Source organism: Citrobacter sp. FP75 (genome assembly GCF_018342065.1).
Lineage (GTDB): Bacteria > Pseudomonadota > Gammaproteobacteria > Enterobacterales > Enterobacteriaceae > Citrobacter.
In genome coordinates this window covers 18,233-35,433 of the sequence record NZ_JAFDOE010000015.1, presented here as the reverse complement: position 1 = coordinate 35,433, position 17,201 = coordinate 18,233, and the positions used below count along the sequence as shown (strand labels likewise).

16 protein-coding genes, 1 pseudogene and 1 other annotated feature are annotated in these 17,201 nt (G+C 49.4%); of the genes and pseudogenes, 13 read left to right on the top strand and 4 right to left on the bottom strand.

What is annotated here, in order from left to right; genetic code table 11:
- Positions 1–352 precede the first annotated feature (352 nt).
- Positions 353–700 (bottom strand): helix-turn-helix domain-containing protein, encoded by a 348-nt coding sequence (locus JQ822_RS23660; RefSeq protein ID WP_020833807.1) that lies wholly within the window; start codon positions 698–700, stop codon positions 353–355.
- Positions 701–1,011: 311 nt separating this feature from the next.
- Complete coding sequence (locus tag JQ822_RS23655) at positions 1,012–2,034, bottom strand: IS110 family transposase (protein WP_001572362.1); 1,023 nt, start codon at positions 2,032–2,034, stop codon at positions 1,012–1,014.
- Between the two features lie 379 nt (positions 2,035–2,413).
- Between JQ822_RS23655 and JQ822_RS23650 the strand changes: the two genes are divergently transcribed.
- From JQ822_RS23650 to JQ822_RS23640, 3 genes are all read left to right on the top strand, one after another.
- The gene (locus JQ822_RS23650) at positions 2,414–3,652 is read left to right on the top strand and encodes an IS110 family transposase (protein WP_003030308.1); all 1,239 of its coding nucleotides are present in this window, start codon (positions 2,414–2,416) and stop codon (positions 3,650–3,652) included.
- Positions 3,653–4,127: 475 nt separating this feature from the next.
- Positions 4,128–4,700, top strand: coding sequence for a cytochrome b/b6 domain-containing protein (locus JQ822_RS23645; protein ID WP_001515348.1), 573 nt, complete (start codon positions 4,128–4,130; stop codon positions 4,698–4,700).
- Positions 4,701–4,899: 199 nt separating this feature from the next.
- Positions 4,900–5,823, top strand: coding sequence for a cation diffusion facilitator family transporter (locus tag JQ822_RS23640; protein WP_000167917.1), 924 nt, complete (start codon positions 4,900–4,902; stop codon positions 5,821–5,823).
- Positions 5,824–5,944: 121 nt separating this feature from the next.
- Here the strand turns inward: JQ822_RS23640 and JQ822_RS24500 are convergent.
- A pseudogene (locus JQ822_RS24500) lies at positions 5,945–6,061 on the bottom strand (hypothetical protein); the annotation flags it as partial.
- A 24-nt stretch (positions 6,062–6,085) separates the two neighbouring features.
- Between JQ822_RS24500 and relB the strand changes: the two are divergent.
- On the top strand, positions 6,086–6,325 hold the full coding sequence (gene relB / locus JQ822_RS23635) for a type II toxin-antitoxin system antitoxin RelB (RefSeq protein ID WP_000534858.1): 240 nt from the start codon (positions 6,086–6,088) through the stop codon (positions 6,323–6,325).
- Positions 6,325–6,612, top strand: a complete 288-nt coding sequence (gene relE / locus JQ822_RS23630) for a type II toxin-antitoxin system mRNA interferase RelE (protein WP_000323025.1) — start codon at positions 6,325–6,327, stop codon at positions 6,610–6,612. The genes relB and relE overlap by 1 nt, the downstream gene beginning before the upstream one ends.
- A gap of 119 nt (positions 6,613–6,731) precedes the next feature.
- On the opposite strand, the gene JQ822_RS23625 is transcribed toward relE, so the two are convergent.
- A protein-coding gene (locus JQ822_RS23625; RefSeq protein ID WP_165590718.1) for an IS3 family transposase occupies positions 6,732–7,972 on the bottom strand; the annotation gives its coding sequence in 2 pieces (ribosomal slippage) (positions 6,732–7,657 and positions 7,657–7,972; 1,242 coding nt in all).
- Positions 7,548–7,664, bottom strand: a sequence feature (AL1L pseudoknot). (Overlaps the previous gene by 117 nt.)
- Before the next feature lie 165 nt (positions 7,973–8,137).
- Here JQ822_RS23625 and JQ822_RS23620 point away from each other — a divergent pair.
- The 8 genes from JQ822_RS23620 (at position 8,138) to istA (ending at position 17,201) form a co-directional block, all read left to right on the top strand.
- Positions 8,138–9,406, top strand: a complete 1,269-nt coding sequence (locus tag JQ822_RS23620; RefSeq protein WP_020833806.1) for a hypothetical protein — start codon at positions 8,138–8,140, stop codon at positions 9,404–9,406.
- Between the two features lie 400 nt (positions 9,407–9,806).
- Positions 9,807–10,100, top strand: coding sequence for a helix-turn-helix transcriptional regulator (locus JQ822_RS23615; RefSeq protein WP_024143021.1), 294 nt, complete (start codon positions 9,807–9,809; stop codon positions 10,098–10,100).
- A gap of 4 nt (positions 10,101–10,104) precedes the next feature.
- Entirely contained in the window at positions 10,105–11,430 is a 1,326-nt protein-coding gene (locus JQ822_RS23610) for a type II toxin-antitoxin system HipA family toxin (protein ID WP_020833804.1), read from the top strand.
- A gap of 60 nt (positions 11,431–11,490) precedes the next feature.
- Entirely contained in the window at positions 11,491–11,697 is a 207-nt protein-coding gene (locus JQ822_RS23605) for a hypothetical protein (protein ID WP_000134171.1), read from the top strand.
- Positions 11,698–11,794: 97 nt separating this feature from the next.
- Positions 11,795–12,361, top strand: a complete 567-nt coding sequence (locus JQ822_RS23600) for a TnsD family Tn7-like transposition protein (RefSeq protein ID WP_077909720.1) — start codon at positions 11,795–11,797, stop codon at positions 12,359–12,361.
- Entirely contained in the window at positions 12,361–13,959 is a 1,599-nt protein-coding gene (locus JQ822_RS23595; protein WP_020833803.1) for a Tn7-like element transposition protein TnsE, read from the top strand. Before JQ822_RS23600 ends, JQ822_RS23595 begins: the two co-directional genes overlap by 1 nt.
- A 163-nt stretch (positions 13,960–14,122) precedes the next feature.
- On the top strand, positions 14,123–15,025 hold the full coding sequence (locus tag JQ822_RS23590) for a helix-turn-helix transcriptional regulator (protein ID WP_020833802.1): 903 nt from the start codon (positions 14,123–14,125) through the stop codon (positions 15,023–15,025).
- A gap of 634 nt (positions 15,026–15,659) precedes the next feature.
- Positions 15,660–17,201, top strand: coding sequence for an IS21 family transposase (istA, locus tag JQ822_RS23585; protein WP_042846898.1), 1,542 nt, complete (start codon positions 15,660–15,662; stop codon positions 17,199–17,201).

Genomic DNA, 17,201 nt, shown 5'->3' with positions numbered 1-17,201 from the left:
GCCTGGTAAGCAGAGTTTTTGAAATGTAAGGCCTTTGAATAAGACAAAAGGCTGCCTCATCGCTAACTTTGCAACAGTGCCCGACAACAGGTACCTGAGATACAATTATTCGCTCCCTGAAGTGATGCAAACTTCCTGCTGGAGGTGATCAAGTAATTTGCGAGTGAGTGATCAACTGATTTGCGAATGGGGGATCAGATACATGCGAATACACAGGGAGGGGGCTGGGCCGGGCGATCCGGTCAGCATTGCGGTTTCCGGCGATTTGCGGCCGGTGTCCGGTGGAGTCCGGCGAGGTCGCCTTCCATGCCCTGACGGGCATAAGAAAATAAAACCGCCATGCTGCGGTCATTCATGATTTTGTGGTGTAGCGATAAATAGTCATGCGAGAAACGTTGAAGCGCTTAGCAACTGCACCAACTGTCATTTCAGGATCAGCAAGTAAGATTCTAATTTGTTTAACATCTTCTTCAGAAAGTGACGGTTTTCTCCCTCCCACACGGCCCCTTGCGCGTGCAGCTGCAAGGCCTGAGCGCGTTCTTTCAATATTGCGGTTGCGTTCAAAGCTAGAGAATATCGCCATCAGATGCGTATAGATTTCCCCTATAACTGGCGCATTTGTGTCTATTCTGTCCTTGATGGCTATGAAAGTTATTCCGCGTTTCTTCAGGTCGTCGAGTAAAGTAATGACTTGACCCAATGAACCGCCGAGCCGATCTAGGGGTCAGTTTGGATATCGAAAATTATTGTACTATAAGGGCTTCCCCGGCGTGTCAACGCCGGTGTTTATGGTTTCTGTCTGCTCTTCAGTAAAAATAAAGGGGAGAGACTGCGGTACTATAAACGGCCATGATGAATCGTCATCGATTCGGACCCTGATGAAAGACGCGCGTGAGGTTCTTGTTCGTTAAGCGGATACGTATATCCTGTACAATAGCCAGATAGGCCTCACGGGGTCTAACCCTTTATCATCAACGAATTGCAGGTCAGATGGTTATTTTGTTTCGTGCTTTAGCTGGCTGAGTACAGCCTGAAATCATCACCGTAATGCAATGATGCCCAGCACAGCCTTGCGTTTTTGGCGGCGATGGCTACAACGGCACGCCAGTATCCTCTGCGATCGACCAGTGAACAGACCCAACGACTGAATAAATCAGTCCTTTTCTCGGCACCAATCAGAACCGAACGAGCCCCCTGAACCAGTAGCGTTCGCAGATACGAATCGCCAGCTTTAGTTATCCTGCCAAGCTTTGATTTCCCACCACTGCTGTACTGCGATGGCGTTAGTCCCAGCCAGGCTGCCAGTTGTCGCCCATTTTTAAAATCGTGTGCATTACCGATACTGGCGACCAGCGCACAGGCCGTTGTGGGACCAATCCCTTTCAGTTCCATCAATCGCTGGCTGCGGTGATCTGTTTTTGCCATGCGGGACAAAATCCGGTCATATTCAGTAATATTATCTTCAATACGATCAATGTGTTCCAGCAGGTCATTAACACATTGTTGAACCTGAAGTGGCAAAGAACTCTTCTGCTCAGAAACCATGTGACGCAGGGCATCTGTACTTTGTGGGGCGATGACACCGAATTCCGATATCAAACCTCTCAATCGGTTATATGTTGCTGTTTTCTCTTCGATAAAACCCTGTCTGATACGGTGTAGGCATTGCATCGCCTGCTGGCTCTCATCCTTCACTGGTACAAACCGCATATGCGGGCGACGAACTGCTTCACAGATAGCCTGAGCATCAGCTGCATCATTTTTGCCTGATTTACCGGCCATGCGGTAAGGAGATACAAATTTAGCAGCCATCAGCCGTGGTTCATGACCATATTGCCGAAACAACCTTGCCCAGTAGTGAGCCCCGGAGCATGCCTCCATCCCGATAACACAGGGAGGTAAACTGGCAATCAGCTCAGGAAGGGCAGCACGCGATACTTTGGGTTTAACCAGAACAGTTTTACCGTGTTGGTCAACGCAGTGAACAGCGAACACATTTTTAGCAAGATCGATACCGACAGTCGTGATGGTCATAACGAATCCCTCCGGGGCTATGTTTACCCCATGATTGCACAAGAGTTAATCAGGCGCATATCCAGGGGAAGTCCCTTCCATTCGTTAAGGTGATTTTTTGTACCTCTGAGCTGTGGTAGAGCTTGACCACTTTGACAGGCAGCTTTGAGCGAGATATAGTCATTCGCACCCTGAGAATTACACTTTAAGTGATTCAGGGTATGCGCTTACTGGTTACGAATATTGAGCGAGAATCACGTGATGATCGCCGCTTTTCTTTCGAGCCAGTGGGTGCTCCACGTTCGCTAACGAATACTCAGGGCATGCAGATAAACTGCTGGCTATATTTCTTTCGAAGAGCGTGGAATGCATACCAATCCCCGATAAAAAGGAGTTGGTGATGACTGCGACTAATCAATTTGCTGCGCACGTTGGTCTGGACTGGGCAGATAAAAAGCACGATGTCTGTGTTCAGTTTAAAAACGGTGAACGCACATTCCATGTGATTGAACATACGCCGGAAGCACTTGATGTCTGGCTTACCGAGTTACACCAGAAGGTAAAAGGCAGGATCGCTATCGCCGTTGAGCTGAAGAAAGGTCCCGTGGTGTATGCTCTTCAGAAATATCCATTTATCACCGTTTTCCCCGTCCACGCTTTGTCCCTGGCTCGTTACCGGCAGGCCTTCTCGCCCAGCGGCGCTAAAGATGACCCGCAGGATGCCGAGCTGGCATTAGAGTTAATGCTGCGTTATCCCCAAAAGATAAAAGCCATTGAACCCGACAATGCGGATATCCGGTTACTCCAGCAACTGGTTGAGCAGCGCCGTCAGCTGGTTGAAGATAAACGCCGTTTTGTGAACCGGATAATCAACACACTTAAACAGTATTATCCTCAGCCACTGGAGTGGTTCTCACATCGGGGTAGCTTACTATTGTGTGAGCTGATTATCCGGTGGCCCAGTCTGCAACAACTGAAACGAGCGAGGCGCGACACGATCCGCAACTTTCTGAATGCCAAAGGTGGCCGCGCAATGGCTCTTACCGAGCAACGTGTTGCGAGTATTGATAACGCGATCCCATTGACTACAGACCCGAGCGTTATAGAGGCTAATGCTTTGATGGCAACAGCACTGGCGACACAAATTAAAGTCGTGAGTGAAATCATCAAAACCTATGACGAACGAATCGAAGCGTTGTTTGACACATTGCCAGATGCGGAGCTGTTCAAATCACTTCCGGGCATGGGGCCGTGTATGGGCCCACGAATGCTTGCTGCACTTGGTGATAACCGTGACCGGTTTAACAGCGCTGAAGAAATTCAAAACTACGCAGGTATTGCACCGGTGACAGAACGAAGTGGCCAGAAATCCTGGGTTCACTGGCGATGGCAGTGTGCCAAGTTCGTCAGGCAAACCTTTGTTGAATGGGCTGCCAAGACGGTTAATTCATCATACTGGGCCAGACTGTATTATCAGGGCCTCAGAGAGAAGGGCAAATCTCATCAGTCTGCGATCCGGGCACTGGCGTTCAAATGGATAAGGATCATTTACCGCTGCTGGAAGGCCAGAACCCAGTACGATGAAGCAAAATATTTGCTGGCTCTCGAAGCGCGCCACTCGCCCTTACTGAAGCCATAAAAAGCTTGTCGAATGTCTCAGGGCGTGAAGCGGACATTGCAGACTGCCCAGTAGAAAAAGTGCTATCAGAATTATCTAAAGGAAGATCGTATTTACCATGTCTCATTCTAACTGTTTAATAAATTACAAAAATTAAAATTTCCATTTAATATCATCGCGTTAAGCAAGAGAATTAAACCTCTCATTTAATTTATGATTCTTATTTAATTCATGAGTTGGTGTAAAAATAGGTTGCCGCACTATAGAAAGACACATATTTAAACCCAGCAGGAAATCATATTTGAAAGTAATGTGTTTAAGGGGCTGCGTAACAAGAACAGCAAGTAAACACATAGTAATAACAGTTACCATTCCCATTTCGCAAGTGGCCATATCAGAGGTGAACTAATGCCTGCTGCAATTTTAAGAATTAAGGTTATCCTAATAATTCTTTTGTATGATTAAGATCATCGATAAATTTACTAAGGACTCATTAATGAAATTGCGACTCTGGAATCTATTACCCCATGATTACGCTCCTTTTTTTCGTATTCTTCACATCATTGTGGCATTTCTAATATTATCACAAATTATTAACTCTAATCTGACAGAGACCGAAGCAATTGGTGAACATAGTCTTGAAGGAGTTATAACCTGGATGCACATTATTTCAGGGTTAGGACTGATTATTTGTGGTTTTATTATGTTAAGTTGGATGCTTACTCAAAGAGGTTTTACTTATTATTTTTCATGGGTAGGGCTTGACTTTAGTGGTATTAAGCAAGATATAAAAACGTTGACTAGTTTCCGACTGCCCGATGCACATTCGGGAGGTATTGCCAGTACAATCCAAGGATTTGGAGTTCTAGCATTGCTAATTGTAGCACTTTCAGGTGGCCTATGGTTCTTGTTGAATACCATGCAGTCAAATCTGGCTGAAACAGTAATCCACTGGCATAAGTTCTTTACTACTTTCATTGAGGTCTATTTTTATGCACATGGTGCAATGGGAGTTTTGCATATTTTAATTGAAAAATATAAAAGCCGCTCAGTTAACCTAAGTGACTAATCTGTTGTGAGATAATATTACTTCAAGTTGAAGAAAACCCTAAAAATAAAATTTAGTTTACTAGAAGATGAAACAGCACTTGCAGAGACTTTTTAATTAAATTTAATAAAAACGAAAAAATATTCATGGCGAAATGATTGTTTAATTATCTATCATGGATAGAAATGTGAGTTAGTCGTCCTATTTTAGGAAGTTAATAATGACTAAAACAAAAGGGTTACCTCGTCCGCTGACGCACTACGCTTGGCTTTCCATTGCCACGGCTATTGCCACTATCGGACTCAAAGGTGTGGCGTGGAAAATGACCGGTTCGGTCGGTCTGCTATCTGATGCCATCGAATCCGTAGTTAACCTCGCAGGAGCCCTAATGGCGCTCTGGATGCTGACCTTGGCTGCGCTTCCGGCCGATGAGAACCATGCATATGGGCACGGCAAAGCCGAATATTTCTCGAGTGCTTTCGAAGGATTTCTGATCCTATTGGCGGCAGCCAGTATCGCCTATACCGCAGTTGAGCGGATGTTAACTCCACAGCCGCTTGAGGAGATTGGTCTCGGATTACTGGTTTCAACAGTCGCATCAATCCTTAATTTTGTGACGGCTCGCATTTTGTTAAGGGCTGGCAGGCAGCACAACTCTATCACTCTTGAGGCAGATGCTCATCACCTGCTGACCGATGTCTGGACGTCGGTCGGTGTCATTTTTGGTGTCGGACTGGTTTATCTGACCGGCTGGTTTTGGGTCGATCCGATCGTTGCATTGCTGGTCGCAGCCAACATCGTTTGGACTGGTTATCAGCTTATGAGTCGTTCAGCTGCAGGTCTGATGGACGTATCGCTACCCACGGAAGAACTCAAAAAAATCGAGTCACTGCTGGCAGGATATCGTGAACAGGGGCTTGATTTCCATGCACTACGTACACGCCAGGCTGGCGGGCGGGCGTTTATGACAATGCACATCCTAGTTCCTGGGCGATGGACTGTTCAATATGGGCACGACTGGGCCGAGCGTATAGAGAATGATATCCGCACCGCACTGCCTTTTATCCATATCACCACTCATGTGGAACCGTTGGAAGATCCCGCGTCAATGAACGACCAAACGCTCGACATTTCTGATCACTAAACTAACCACATGTCGCTGGTCGGGCAGGGTAACAAACCTCGCTCTACAAAAATTTCAGGTATTCTCTATAATTCTGAGGGTACTTGATGTGACCTGCGCCCAATTGTTGGGCACGCAATATTTTTAAAAAGTCCGCTTCTGGCACAAAGCGGACAGTGATCACCGTTCTTACGACTACTTTCTGACTTACTTCGTGACTTGCCCTAAGCATGTTGTAGTGCGATACTTGTAATGACATTTGTAATTACAAGGGGTGTAAGACATGGGTAGCATTAACCTACGTATTGACGATGAACTTAAAGCGCGTTCTTACGCCGCGCTTGAAAAAATGGGCGTAACTCCTTCTGAAGCGCTTCGTCTCATGCTCGAGTATATCGCTGACAATGAACGCTTGCCGTTCAAACAGACACTCCTGAGTGATGAAGATGCTGAACTTGTGGAGATAGTGAAAGAACGACTTCGTAATCCTAAGCCAGTACGTGTGACGCTGGATGAACTCTGATGGCGTATTTTCTGGATTTTGACGAGCGGGCACTAAAGGAATGGCGAAAGCTGGGCTCGACGGTACGTGAACAGTTGAAAAAGAAGCTGGTTGAAGTACTTGAGTCACCCCGGATTGAAGCAAACAAGCTCCGTGGTATGCCTGATTGTTACAAGATTAAGCTCCGGTCTTCAGGCTATCGCCTTGTATACCAGGTTATAGACGAGAAAGTTGTCGTTTTCGTGATTTCTGTTGGGAAAAGAGAACGCTCGGAAGTATATAGCGAGGCGGTCAAACGCATTCTCTGAACCAAAGCATGACATCTCTGTTTCGCACCGATGGTGACACTTCTGCTTTGCGTTGACAGGAGAAGAAGCCATGAAACTGAACCGCCCCGGTTTTTTTGGAGAGTGTTTAGTCCGGAAGCTCAGGCTGCCAGATCATTATTTGTACTGGTAGCATAATAAGCTTTTTCGGCTTCTACCGGCGGTATGTGTCCTAGCCGTTCCAGTAACCTTCGATTGTTGAACCAGTCCACCCACGCCAGTGTCGCAAGCTCCACTTCCGTGTGGTTTTTCCAGCTTTTACGGTGGATCACTTCCGCTTTGTAAAGGCCATTGATACTCTCGGCCAGGGCATTATCGTAAGAGTCGCCTGTACTGCCTGTCGACGCCAACAGCTCCGCCTCCTGCAGCCGCTGGGTGTACGCCAGTGACACGTATTGGGAGCCCTTGTCCGAGTGATGGATTGTACCTGAGGGGCGACGTGCCCACAGAGCTTGTTCCAGAGCATCCAGCACGAACCTTGCTTCCATCGACGATGAGACCCGCCAGCCAACGATCGTGCCTGCGAACACATCGATGATGAACGCCACATAGGCGAAGCCATGCCAGGTGCTAACGTACGTAAAATCTGCACACCAAAGCTGATTGGGACGTTCTGCCACAAACTGGCGGTTTACCAGATCCGCTGCTGCCGCTGTTTTACGACCGATCGTGGTCTTGATGACTTTGCCACGGAGTACGCCCCGAAGACCTATTATTTTCATCAGGCGTTCAACAGTACACCGGGCGACGCTAAAGCCCTCGCGGAGCAACTGACGCCAGACTTTTCGTGCCCCATAGACACTGTAATTTTCTCCGTAAACGCGTTTTATCTCCTGGATGATTTGAGCATCGCACTTTTCTCGTTGGCTACATTTCTCAGGATGTAGCTGGCGTTGCTGATGCCAGTAATATGTCGACGGGGCAATATCCAGTTCGCGACATACCGGCCCGACCCCGTGTGTACCACTCAGACGCTGCATAAGTGGCATTATTTTTTCCAGTGGCGGTCGAGCTCCGCCTGAGCAAAATAAGCTGAGGCCTGGCGCAATATATCATTGCTGCGGCGTAGCTCCCGATTTTCACGCTCCAGTTCTTTTAAACGCTGGCGCTCATTGGTGCTCAGTCCACCATCATCAGTGCTGACGGGGCTGACACCACCACGGACATCATTTTTATGCTGACGCAACCAGGCTCGTAGGGTGTCGTAATGGCACCCGATTTTTGACGATATGGCACGAATGGCATCCGGCTCAGAGTCATACTCATCACGGTGTTCCAACAACATTCTGACAGCGCGCTCACGCAGTTCAGGGGGATAGCGTTTGGCGGATTGTGATTTCATTTTGGGTCTCCTTTCACTGAGAGTTTAGTCTCCAAGAAACCCGGTACGGTTCAGTCTCCTTATGATGATGAGTTCAGGGCCATCCGTTATATTCAGCTCCGTGGTCAGGATATCGCGAACGCTCACGAGACAATTAACAGTGATATAGAGAGCCTTAAGGCACAGTTGACCGGGCTAATCAGCGGCACTGAACTTGATGAAGCGGAGCATCTGGCGCTTAAAGAACATCATCTGCGAGAAATGACCCCTTCAGATACTGCCATGCATTCTACTGGTCTCAAGACTATATATAGCGAGGCTAACCAGCGTGTATGCGGTGATATTGGACTGGCCACAATACTCTCCACGGATGACCTGGCTGTTGTAGATGCCCGGATCCAGAATCATATTAAAGAATTTAATGATCGCTACGCACTCGACGCCTGGGATTATGCTATTGCCTGCGGATGCGGGCTCATAGCATCCATGCTGGATTTACTTTGCGTCAGAGCCCCGCCAAAACCTACGGTGAGCTTTACGGCAGAAGTGGATGGTATTTTCAATAAACAGGTGCAGAAAGCCTTCAATGCCATTTTGCCGGAGGACCTGAGTACAAAACTCTCAGATTTGTTCCCTATAGGGGCACCAGACAGTTCGATCAGTAGCGATTTAGTGGGTGCGGCCGGTGGCGTTTTGTCTCCCACAAATCACCGCTTAAGAGCTTTGTCACACGATCCCATACTGGGCATTATTTTCGGTATAAAGGATATGCTGAACGGGACCTGTACGGTGGTTCAGAATGGACAGATCGTGGTTTATCCTTCCAGTAAAGGCGTTACTGACGAAACCAATATTTTCAGGCTCATCGCCAGAATGTTTGGACACCTGGCATCGGATGTTAATGCCCCCTCAGCAAAAGGAAACCGTGGCATGGGTTTACCGGCTCCTTTTATGGGGCTACTTCGTATGCTTGAGGGGATCCCTGTGGGGAGTTCTAACTTCGGCAAACAAATAGAGTACATGTATGTCAACGGATATGACTTTCGTCAGTTTATCGTGACAAGTATTCCGATGACCATAATGGAAGTTTTGATGCGGGTTTTCTATGTGGTGAAACAGGTATCGCTGGGAAAAGGAGCTTTTGGGGAGACCTTACTGGATACCATGCCGTTGCGGCTAAATCCACGCTTCCGGATGATGCTTGCCCTGGGTTATGGAACTTCCAGTGCTGTTAACGCAGGTAAAATGTATATCACCGGCAATATTCTCAATGCGAATTACGCCTCTTGGATGGGGTTGGCCTGGAATGGTTTTCACTCACTCAAGTGGTCCCTTTATCAGCGACACTTAAAGCTTTGGGCCGGTATTGAAAAGGCAGAACTGGAACGGTTTCAGAACAATATAGACAGCATCGAGGCATTGACCATCAGAGCAGGAAACTTGCCAGTCAAGTAACATTCACCGGAGCACCTCCGGAACCCCATAGCCCACCAGCTGCTAAAAATGTCTGCCTTTGCTTTTAATACTCTCTCTGCCTCCTCCCCGAGGCAGAGAGTAGCTCGTAGTTATTTATACAGCTCACAACAGGGCCATAAGATACTCCGCTTCTCGTTTACCGATGATCCTGATCTGTCAGCTCTCTTCCCGGATGCTGTACGAGCGTAACGGCTTATTATTGATAGTTCTCTCATATCAAACGTCATAAAGATTTATGCTGCCACTTGGTAACAGCCTAAAGGTTGTACTCTCTATTTAACAGCTTTTAGGCTGTTAATTTGATATTACAGCTTTTAGGGTGTATGTTTAGAAAACAGCGTACAAGGTGTATCAGAGGAACTACTGAGGCCAGCTTATGATCAATAATGATTACCCGTTAAACACGCTCAACCAGTTGCGTCCCTTGCTCATTGGTTTTCGCAAGGCGAATGGCCTGACGCAAAAAGACCTGTCCGAAAGGTTAGGTGTCACTCAACAGACATACTCACGTCTGGAAGCCAACCCTGCCAGTGCGAGCATTGAACGGCTATTCAAGGTGTTTTCCGTCCTGGGTGTAAAAATCAGCTTCTCCTCGGCAACCACTTCTTCAGAGAGGAAGCAGACGGAAGAAATATATAAATTAAATTCACCTGCACGACAGGAGGATTGGTAACGATATGAGCCGGAAACAGCAACGTCTGGTAATTTGGATGAACGGCATCAAAGTCGGGTACTGGGAAAAAAGCAAAGGGGTAGACAGCTTAGAATACCTTCCTGAATGGGTTGCTGACGAACAGGGAAGGCCGCTGTCATTGTCCCTTCCTTTTACTCCCGGGAACCAGGTCTGGCGTGGAAATGTGGTACGTGACTATTTTGATAATTTACTCCCGGACAGCGAAGGCATACGCAGACGTCTGGCAATGCGTTACAAGGCCGATAGCCTGGAGCCTTTTGATCTGCTGACGGAGCTGGGAAAAGACTGCGTGGGCGCGATACAGCTGCTTCATGACGGAGATGAACCCACTGATTTATATTCCGTGAAGTATCACCCGCTTACTGAATCAGAAATTGCGGCAACTTTGCGTAATACCACGGAGACATTGCTACCGGGCAGGCCAGAAGATAACGACGACTTACGTTTATCTATTGCCGGTGCTCAGGAGAAAACAGCCCTACTGTGGCATGAAGATCGGTGGTGTATGCCGGAGGGTAATACACCAACGACGCATATATTCAAGCTACCGCTCGGACTTGTGGGGAACATGAAAGCCGACATGAGCTCGTCGGTTGAAAATGAATGGCTCTGCTCGGTACTTCTCGACCAGTACGGGCTCCCCGTGGCAAGAACGCAGATTGCTCACTTTGAAGATCAGAAAGCGCTGGTGGTAGAACGTTTTGACCGAAAATGGTCAGGAGACGGACAATGGATCATTCGTTTACCCCAGGAGGATATGTGTCAGGCCCTGGGCGTTTCGCCATTACGAAAATATCAGGCGGACGGCGGGCCAGGTATATCGGAAATTATGGAGGTTCTGAGTAATTCAGACCGTGCTGAGCGTGACAAAGCGCAGTTTTTTATGACGCAGATAATTTTCTGGATGATGGCCGCAACAGATGGCCACGCTAAAAATTTCAGTATTTCTATTGGGCCACAGGGACGTTATCACCTTACACCAAACTATGATGTGTTGTCGGCATGGCCGGTGATCGGTCATGGGAACAATCAGATATCTTGGCAGAAGTGCAAACTGGCGATGGCCGTACGTGGCAGTAGCAACTATTACCAGATATATCGAATACAACGACGCCACTGGATCAGGCATGGTGAGATAACCGGCCTGAGTAAACAGCAGACAGAGGCGATGATAGAGGAAATCATCGCCAGAACCCCGGGTGTCATTGAACGTGTTAGCGGGCTTCTTCCGGACCAGTTCCCCCAGCAGCTTGCGGAAAGTATTTTTGATGGAATGAGGCAGCAATGCAGGCGCCTGGCTGAGAAATGACAGCCGCAATTTATAGTGTGCATGTTTTCAGAATAGCTGGTGTAAGCGTGAGGATTCAGTATGACTGAAGAACAAAAAAGAATAGAGCGGGCTATTGAGTTGGCTTGTCGTTACGGCGGAACCGATGAAATGCATCATCTGCAATGGGTCGTGGATCAGATGGTAAGAGAACTTGCTGGAGAACGTTATGCACAGATAGTAGCTGATGCCACCAGCGGAGAAGATGGGCCTGATACTTACAAATGGAGTGTTGGGATCGCGCCTTAACAGCTGTCGGTCTGGGGGTGAAAACGTATTCTTCATTCAGCGAATTCCCAGGCTTCACATTAAGACTAAAGCGGCGGCCGCAGTAACGTAAGAGAAAATAAATGGCTATTTTTGTCCTCCAGATAAAAAGAGCGGCCTATCGGCAGAGTATCGAGTCAGATGGCAGCAGTTGCTGGAAAGCCATGGGGTGAAGCAGGCCCGTTTATCTCATCAGGCGTTATACGCCTGGCTGTATCGGCATGATCGAAGCTGGTTTCTGCAATTTAACCGGCAACACCATCAGGGCCATGCTAGAGACAATCTCCGTGTCGATTGGCCAAAGCGGGATCGCATGGTTTGTCGTCAATTACTCCATATCCTCGATCAACATGAGTTGATGCTTGATTCCCCTCGGCTGTCGAGGAACTGGTATCTATCGAAACTTCTATCGGGAGCCATGATTGAGAAAAACTTGCGCTCTATGCCTCTTACTCGCTTGTTTTTTCAACGATATTGTGAAGATATAACAGGTTATCAGATTCGTCGTTTGGCTCTTGCTGCCGGATTGCTGGTGCAGACTGGTAATTCATTGCGCCGATGGCGACTTCTTCGCCTGGCTGGATTGAGTGATGAGCGATTAACCTCGCTGGCTGATGACCTATTGCGAGATGTATTGGGGGCTTGATGCAGGATATCCGTTTTGAAAAGGTATCTGACGATACAACCATTTTGGCAATCGGTTCTCTGTTCCGGCGAGTTAATCACACACAGTGGGGCATCAATCTGGATCTGGCTCCTCAAGCTGAAATCGGGTCGCTGCGGGTTTCGAATCTTCCTGTTTTGGCTCGTAAGCGGGTGTTGAATCCGACACAGAAGCATAAGTCTGCCGGTTTTCGGCTCTCTTTTACCATCGAGAGCTCGGCTACTTGGCAACGCAGATATTTAGGTGATTTCCCTGTTCCCTTGGCCATTCGCGCCATGGATAAACGTCAACACTGCTTCTGTTTTTTGGCAAACAACATACAGATCTATCTTCCCCAACTAGAGCTGGCAAGAGTACTGTTCTTACACGATGGCTATCTTTCACGCTCAGCACTTGAGCCTGATTATCTGAGAAGTGAGTTTTCGATTGAACACCATGGTCCCAACGTAGCCCGGGTGAATGTATTACCCTCCTCTAGCTATCCACTTAAGTCTCTGGATGATTATGAATCGCGACGTTTATTGAGCTGGATCTTGATCGACCCAGATGCCCGAGCCTCTTACGAAAGCATTGGTCGTAGTCAAAAGTTGAATGGCTATGAACAAAGTGGATATCGGCACTGGGATTTCGAGTTTACCCCTCCACCTTTACGCTCCGCTTCTTTTGAGGTTCGAGGGCGATTTGATAAACAAACCCAAAGCATGCTGGTTTACGAGGTAGCCAGTCTAAGAAACGTCCAAGCTGCGATTCCAGACGAAGTAGAGTTTTTCCATCCCAAGTTGCGAGAGTATGTGCATGGAGAGGGGGACGGTGCTGTGCGTTTGGTCGCTGAACGCCCGCCCATCCATTCGGTCCATGATGGGGCTGATGCGAGTGTGAATACTAAACCTGTTTTGTTGCAGGCTCCCTCTGTCGTATTTGAGTTTTCCAAAGCATTCAACACACGCAAAATAGCTGATAAAAAACAGGAGGGAGCTAAGGGTAAGGCTGACGATGAGATTAGCTCCAAGGCATCAGAGGACGTAAGTACTGAAGAGTCAGTTTTTGGGGGGATACTGCCCAGTGCTGAGTGGACTGCAGAGGCGGATGAAACCGATGATCTGCGTCTATATGCCAACAAGTTTGATTGTTTTCAGTCGATGCTTCAGCAGTTGGTGGCAATCCATGGTTGCGTCATTCGCTCCCAGCAACTGCACAAGCTACCTAAGCTCTACCGTTGTAAACGTCATCTGCTTCTGGATGGCAATCCAAGATGCTTGGCGGTTGTTGAGATGGAGTTGCAGGGCCGCACATTCTATATCCTAGAAGTCGATACATCTGATGGTGTTTGTTCTCTATCCACCCTGCTATTACGGCTGAAATCGTCTCTGGATTGGCCCAAGCAGCTTACGCTGTTGGCAGAAGAGTTAACCCAGAAATCACTGCACTGGCCAAGTCAGCGGCTAAAAATGCTCTGCGGCAAGGATGGCTATTCAGGCATTCCTCACCCGCAGACCAAATCAGTGGATAAGGGCAAGTTGCATGAGGAATCGATTGAGCACTGGGCAGCAAGATTTCATAGTTGGATGACTTCAATATAACGTAATAAATAGACTTTATATAAGACGCTCAATGTCTACATTTGAGGCTCCACGTCTTGTTGTTATAGTAAAATTGGTGCATGATTGTCATCAATTTGATTATGGTCATGGCACTATATGGATTACATCACTACATTCTCCTTTTATTTTGTAGCTACGGCACATGATTAGTTCACCCATTAAACGGGTCGAGGACTTGAGCCTTGCCCAGCGAGAGCGACTGGCTTACATCGACTTCCTGCTCTACTTCTTCGGTGATATTGGTCGCCCAGATCTGATTGAGCGCTTCGGTGTGGCTCCGGCAGGGGCAACGCGCGATCTGGCTCTGTACCGGGAAATCGCACCGCAGAACATTGAATTCGATGGTAGCAACAAGATCTACCGCATCGGCAAGGCATTTTCTCCGATTTTCGAGCATGCAATGCAGCGTGTTTTGTCGGCACTTGCTCTTGGGTTTGGTGATGGCGTGAACGTCGATTCGCAGCCGATGCTGCCATGCGAGTCTCCTGTGGCTCTGAGCTGCCCACAGATGGATGTGCTGGCTCCGATCTGCCGGGCCATCCATGCCAAGCGGCCAGTAGCCATCCGCTACCACTCAATGAGCAGCGGCGAGACCGAGCGGATCATTGTGCCCTTCGCGCTGGTCGATACCGGCCTGCGCTGGCACGTCCGAGCTTTTGATCGCAAGAGTGGCGAATTCCGCGACTTCGTTGTCACCCGCATCGAAGCGCCGATCCTGCTTGATGAAGAACCTAAGGCTAACGAGCGTCCGGACAACGACATTCAGTGGACGCGGATCGTGGAGTTGGACTTAGTGCCTCATCCGCGTTTTGAACGTCCAGAGGTCATCAAGATGGACTACGGGATGGTTGGTGGTTCGATACGAATGCGAGTACGGGCTGCTGTTGCGGGCTACATGCTGCTGCGCTGGAACGTTGATGCCTCACCCGATCACAGTCTTAAAGAAGAACAGTACCGCCTCTGGCTCAGCGATTCGCTGGCTTTGTACGGCGTTGAGAACGCAAAGTTGGCACCCGGCTATCACGCGCCTAATGGAAGGACATAAAGAAGATGAACAACGTATTTGGCTTCCGTGATCAGCTCATCAGTTTACGACCGTCATCGTGGCGCATGTGTGTAAATATCCGATAAGCTTGGCGAACGGAGCCTACATTATAAATGATGTTCGCTTACTTTCGAACCCATTAGTAAATGGCTTTATTTTTTAAATCTGGCATTGGCTGATACATCCCACAAACCTGCTAATGCGCTCGCAAACATCTGTCCATTCATACTGAAAACGATCAAGTTGAACAATTCTCTCTGCACTGAAATAAGCTCAATGTCGGACTGACAGAGAGTCTCATCTACTATAACTCGAATCTGAGCATTTTCTGGTAAGAAGGGTTTGATACCGAGTGTTCTGATATTGCTAATCACGTGAAAGTATTCGCCATCCATATACCCAATTGGTGGGTGGTGCCTATTCCGGCCGATCGTGAACGGTCATTCCGGTTCAACGTGAACACCGATTCTGGTTCAACGTGAACGCTCATTCCGGCCCAAGCTGAACACTTTTGCCCCATTTTCCGGAATGGGTGTTCATGATGCCGGAACAGCTGTTCACGTTGTCCGGAATCTGTCTTAACGCATTGAATTAAAAACCTTTGGTAGTCTCTCCCCTTTGCCGGGAAGAGACCATGTCCGCCAAGAGGATTGCAATGCGTAAAATTCGTGATGTTCTGCGACTACGGCTACAGGCCGGGCTCTCCTTCCGCCAGATCAGCCTCAGCACCAAGGTCAGCGTCGGCGCCATCCAGAAGCTGCTCAAAACCGCCGAGCAGTTGCAGCTGGCCTGGCCGCTGCCGGACGGGCTGGATGACACCCAACTGGCCCGGCTGTTCTATCCCGCTGCCGACACCCGCGGCAGTTCCCGCTTCCAGCTCCCGGACTGGCCCACGGTGCATCAGGAGCTCAAGCGCAAGGGCATGTCGATGCAACTGCTGTGGCAGGAATACACCGAGCGTTACCCCAACCGCTGCTACAGCTACTCCCAGTTCTGCGAGCGCTACCGGGGCTGGTGCCAGCTGCAGAAGCGCTCCATGCGCCAGCAGCACAAGGCCGGCGAGAAGTGCTTTATCGACTACTGTGGCCCCACCGTGCCCATCGTCTCAGGCTCGACCGGCGAGATCCGCCAGGCTCAGATCTTTGTCGCGGTGCTTGGCGCCTCCAACTACACCTATGCCGAAGCCACCCTGACCCAATCGCTACCGGATTGGCTGCACAGCCACGTCCGCGCCTTTGAATTCTTCGGCGGGACGCCGGCCCTGCTGGTGCCAGACAACCTCAAGAGCGGGGTGAACAAGGCCTGCCGTTATGAGCCGGAGCTCAATCCCAGCTACCAGCAGCTGGCCGCCCATTACCAGCTGGCGGTGATGCCGGCGCGTCCTTACAAACCCAAGGACAAAGCCAAGGCGGAGGTTGGGGTTCAGGTGGTCGAACGCTGGATCCTGGCGCGGTTACGCCATCACACCTTCTTCTCGCTGGCGGAGCTGAACCAGTGTCTCCGCGCGCTACTCACCGAGCTCAATGAGCGCCCGTTCAAGCAGCTACCGGGCAACCGCCGTCAGGCTTTCGAGCAGCTGGACCAGCCCGCGCTCACGCCGCTGCCACAGCAGCCTTACCGTTACGTGGCGATCAAGTCGGTCAAGGTCAACATCGACTACCACGTACAGTTCGAGCAGCACCACTACTCGGCACCCCATCAGTACGTCGGCGAGACGCTGGAACTGCATGCCGGCGACCAGCTGGTGCAGCTCTACTTCCGCCAGCAGCTGGTGGCCAGCCATCCGCGCAAGCACCAGCCCGGCACCACCACCCTGGCGGCGCACATGCCGGTGCGCCACAGCAAGCAGCAGGCCTGGACCCCGGGCCGACTCAAGCAGTGGGCGCAGGATATCGGCCCCGACACCCTGCGCTGGGTGAGCGACCGGCTGGCCGAGAAAGCGCATCCGGAACAGGCCTACCGGCTCTGTCTGGGACTGCTCAACCTCACCCGCAGCTACCCGCCAGAGCGGGTGAACGGCTGCTGCCAACTCGCCAACCGCGAGGGGTTAAGCCGTCTTAAGCAGCTCAAATCGGTACTCGCCAGCAACCGTGACCAACTGCCTGAGCAACCGAGCTTCACCTTGGAGCTCCCCCAAAGCCACGACAACATCCGTGGCCCCAACCACTTCCACTAA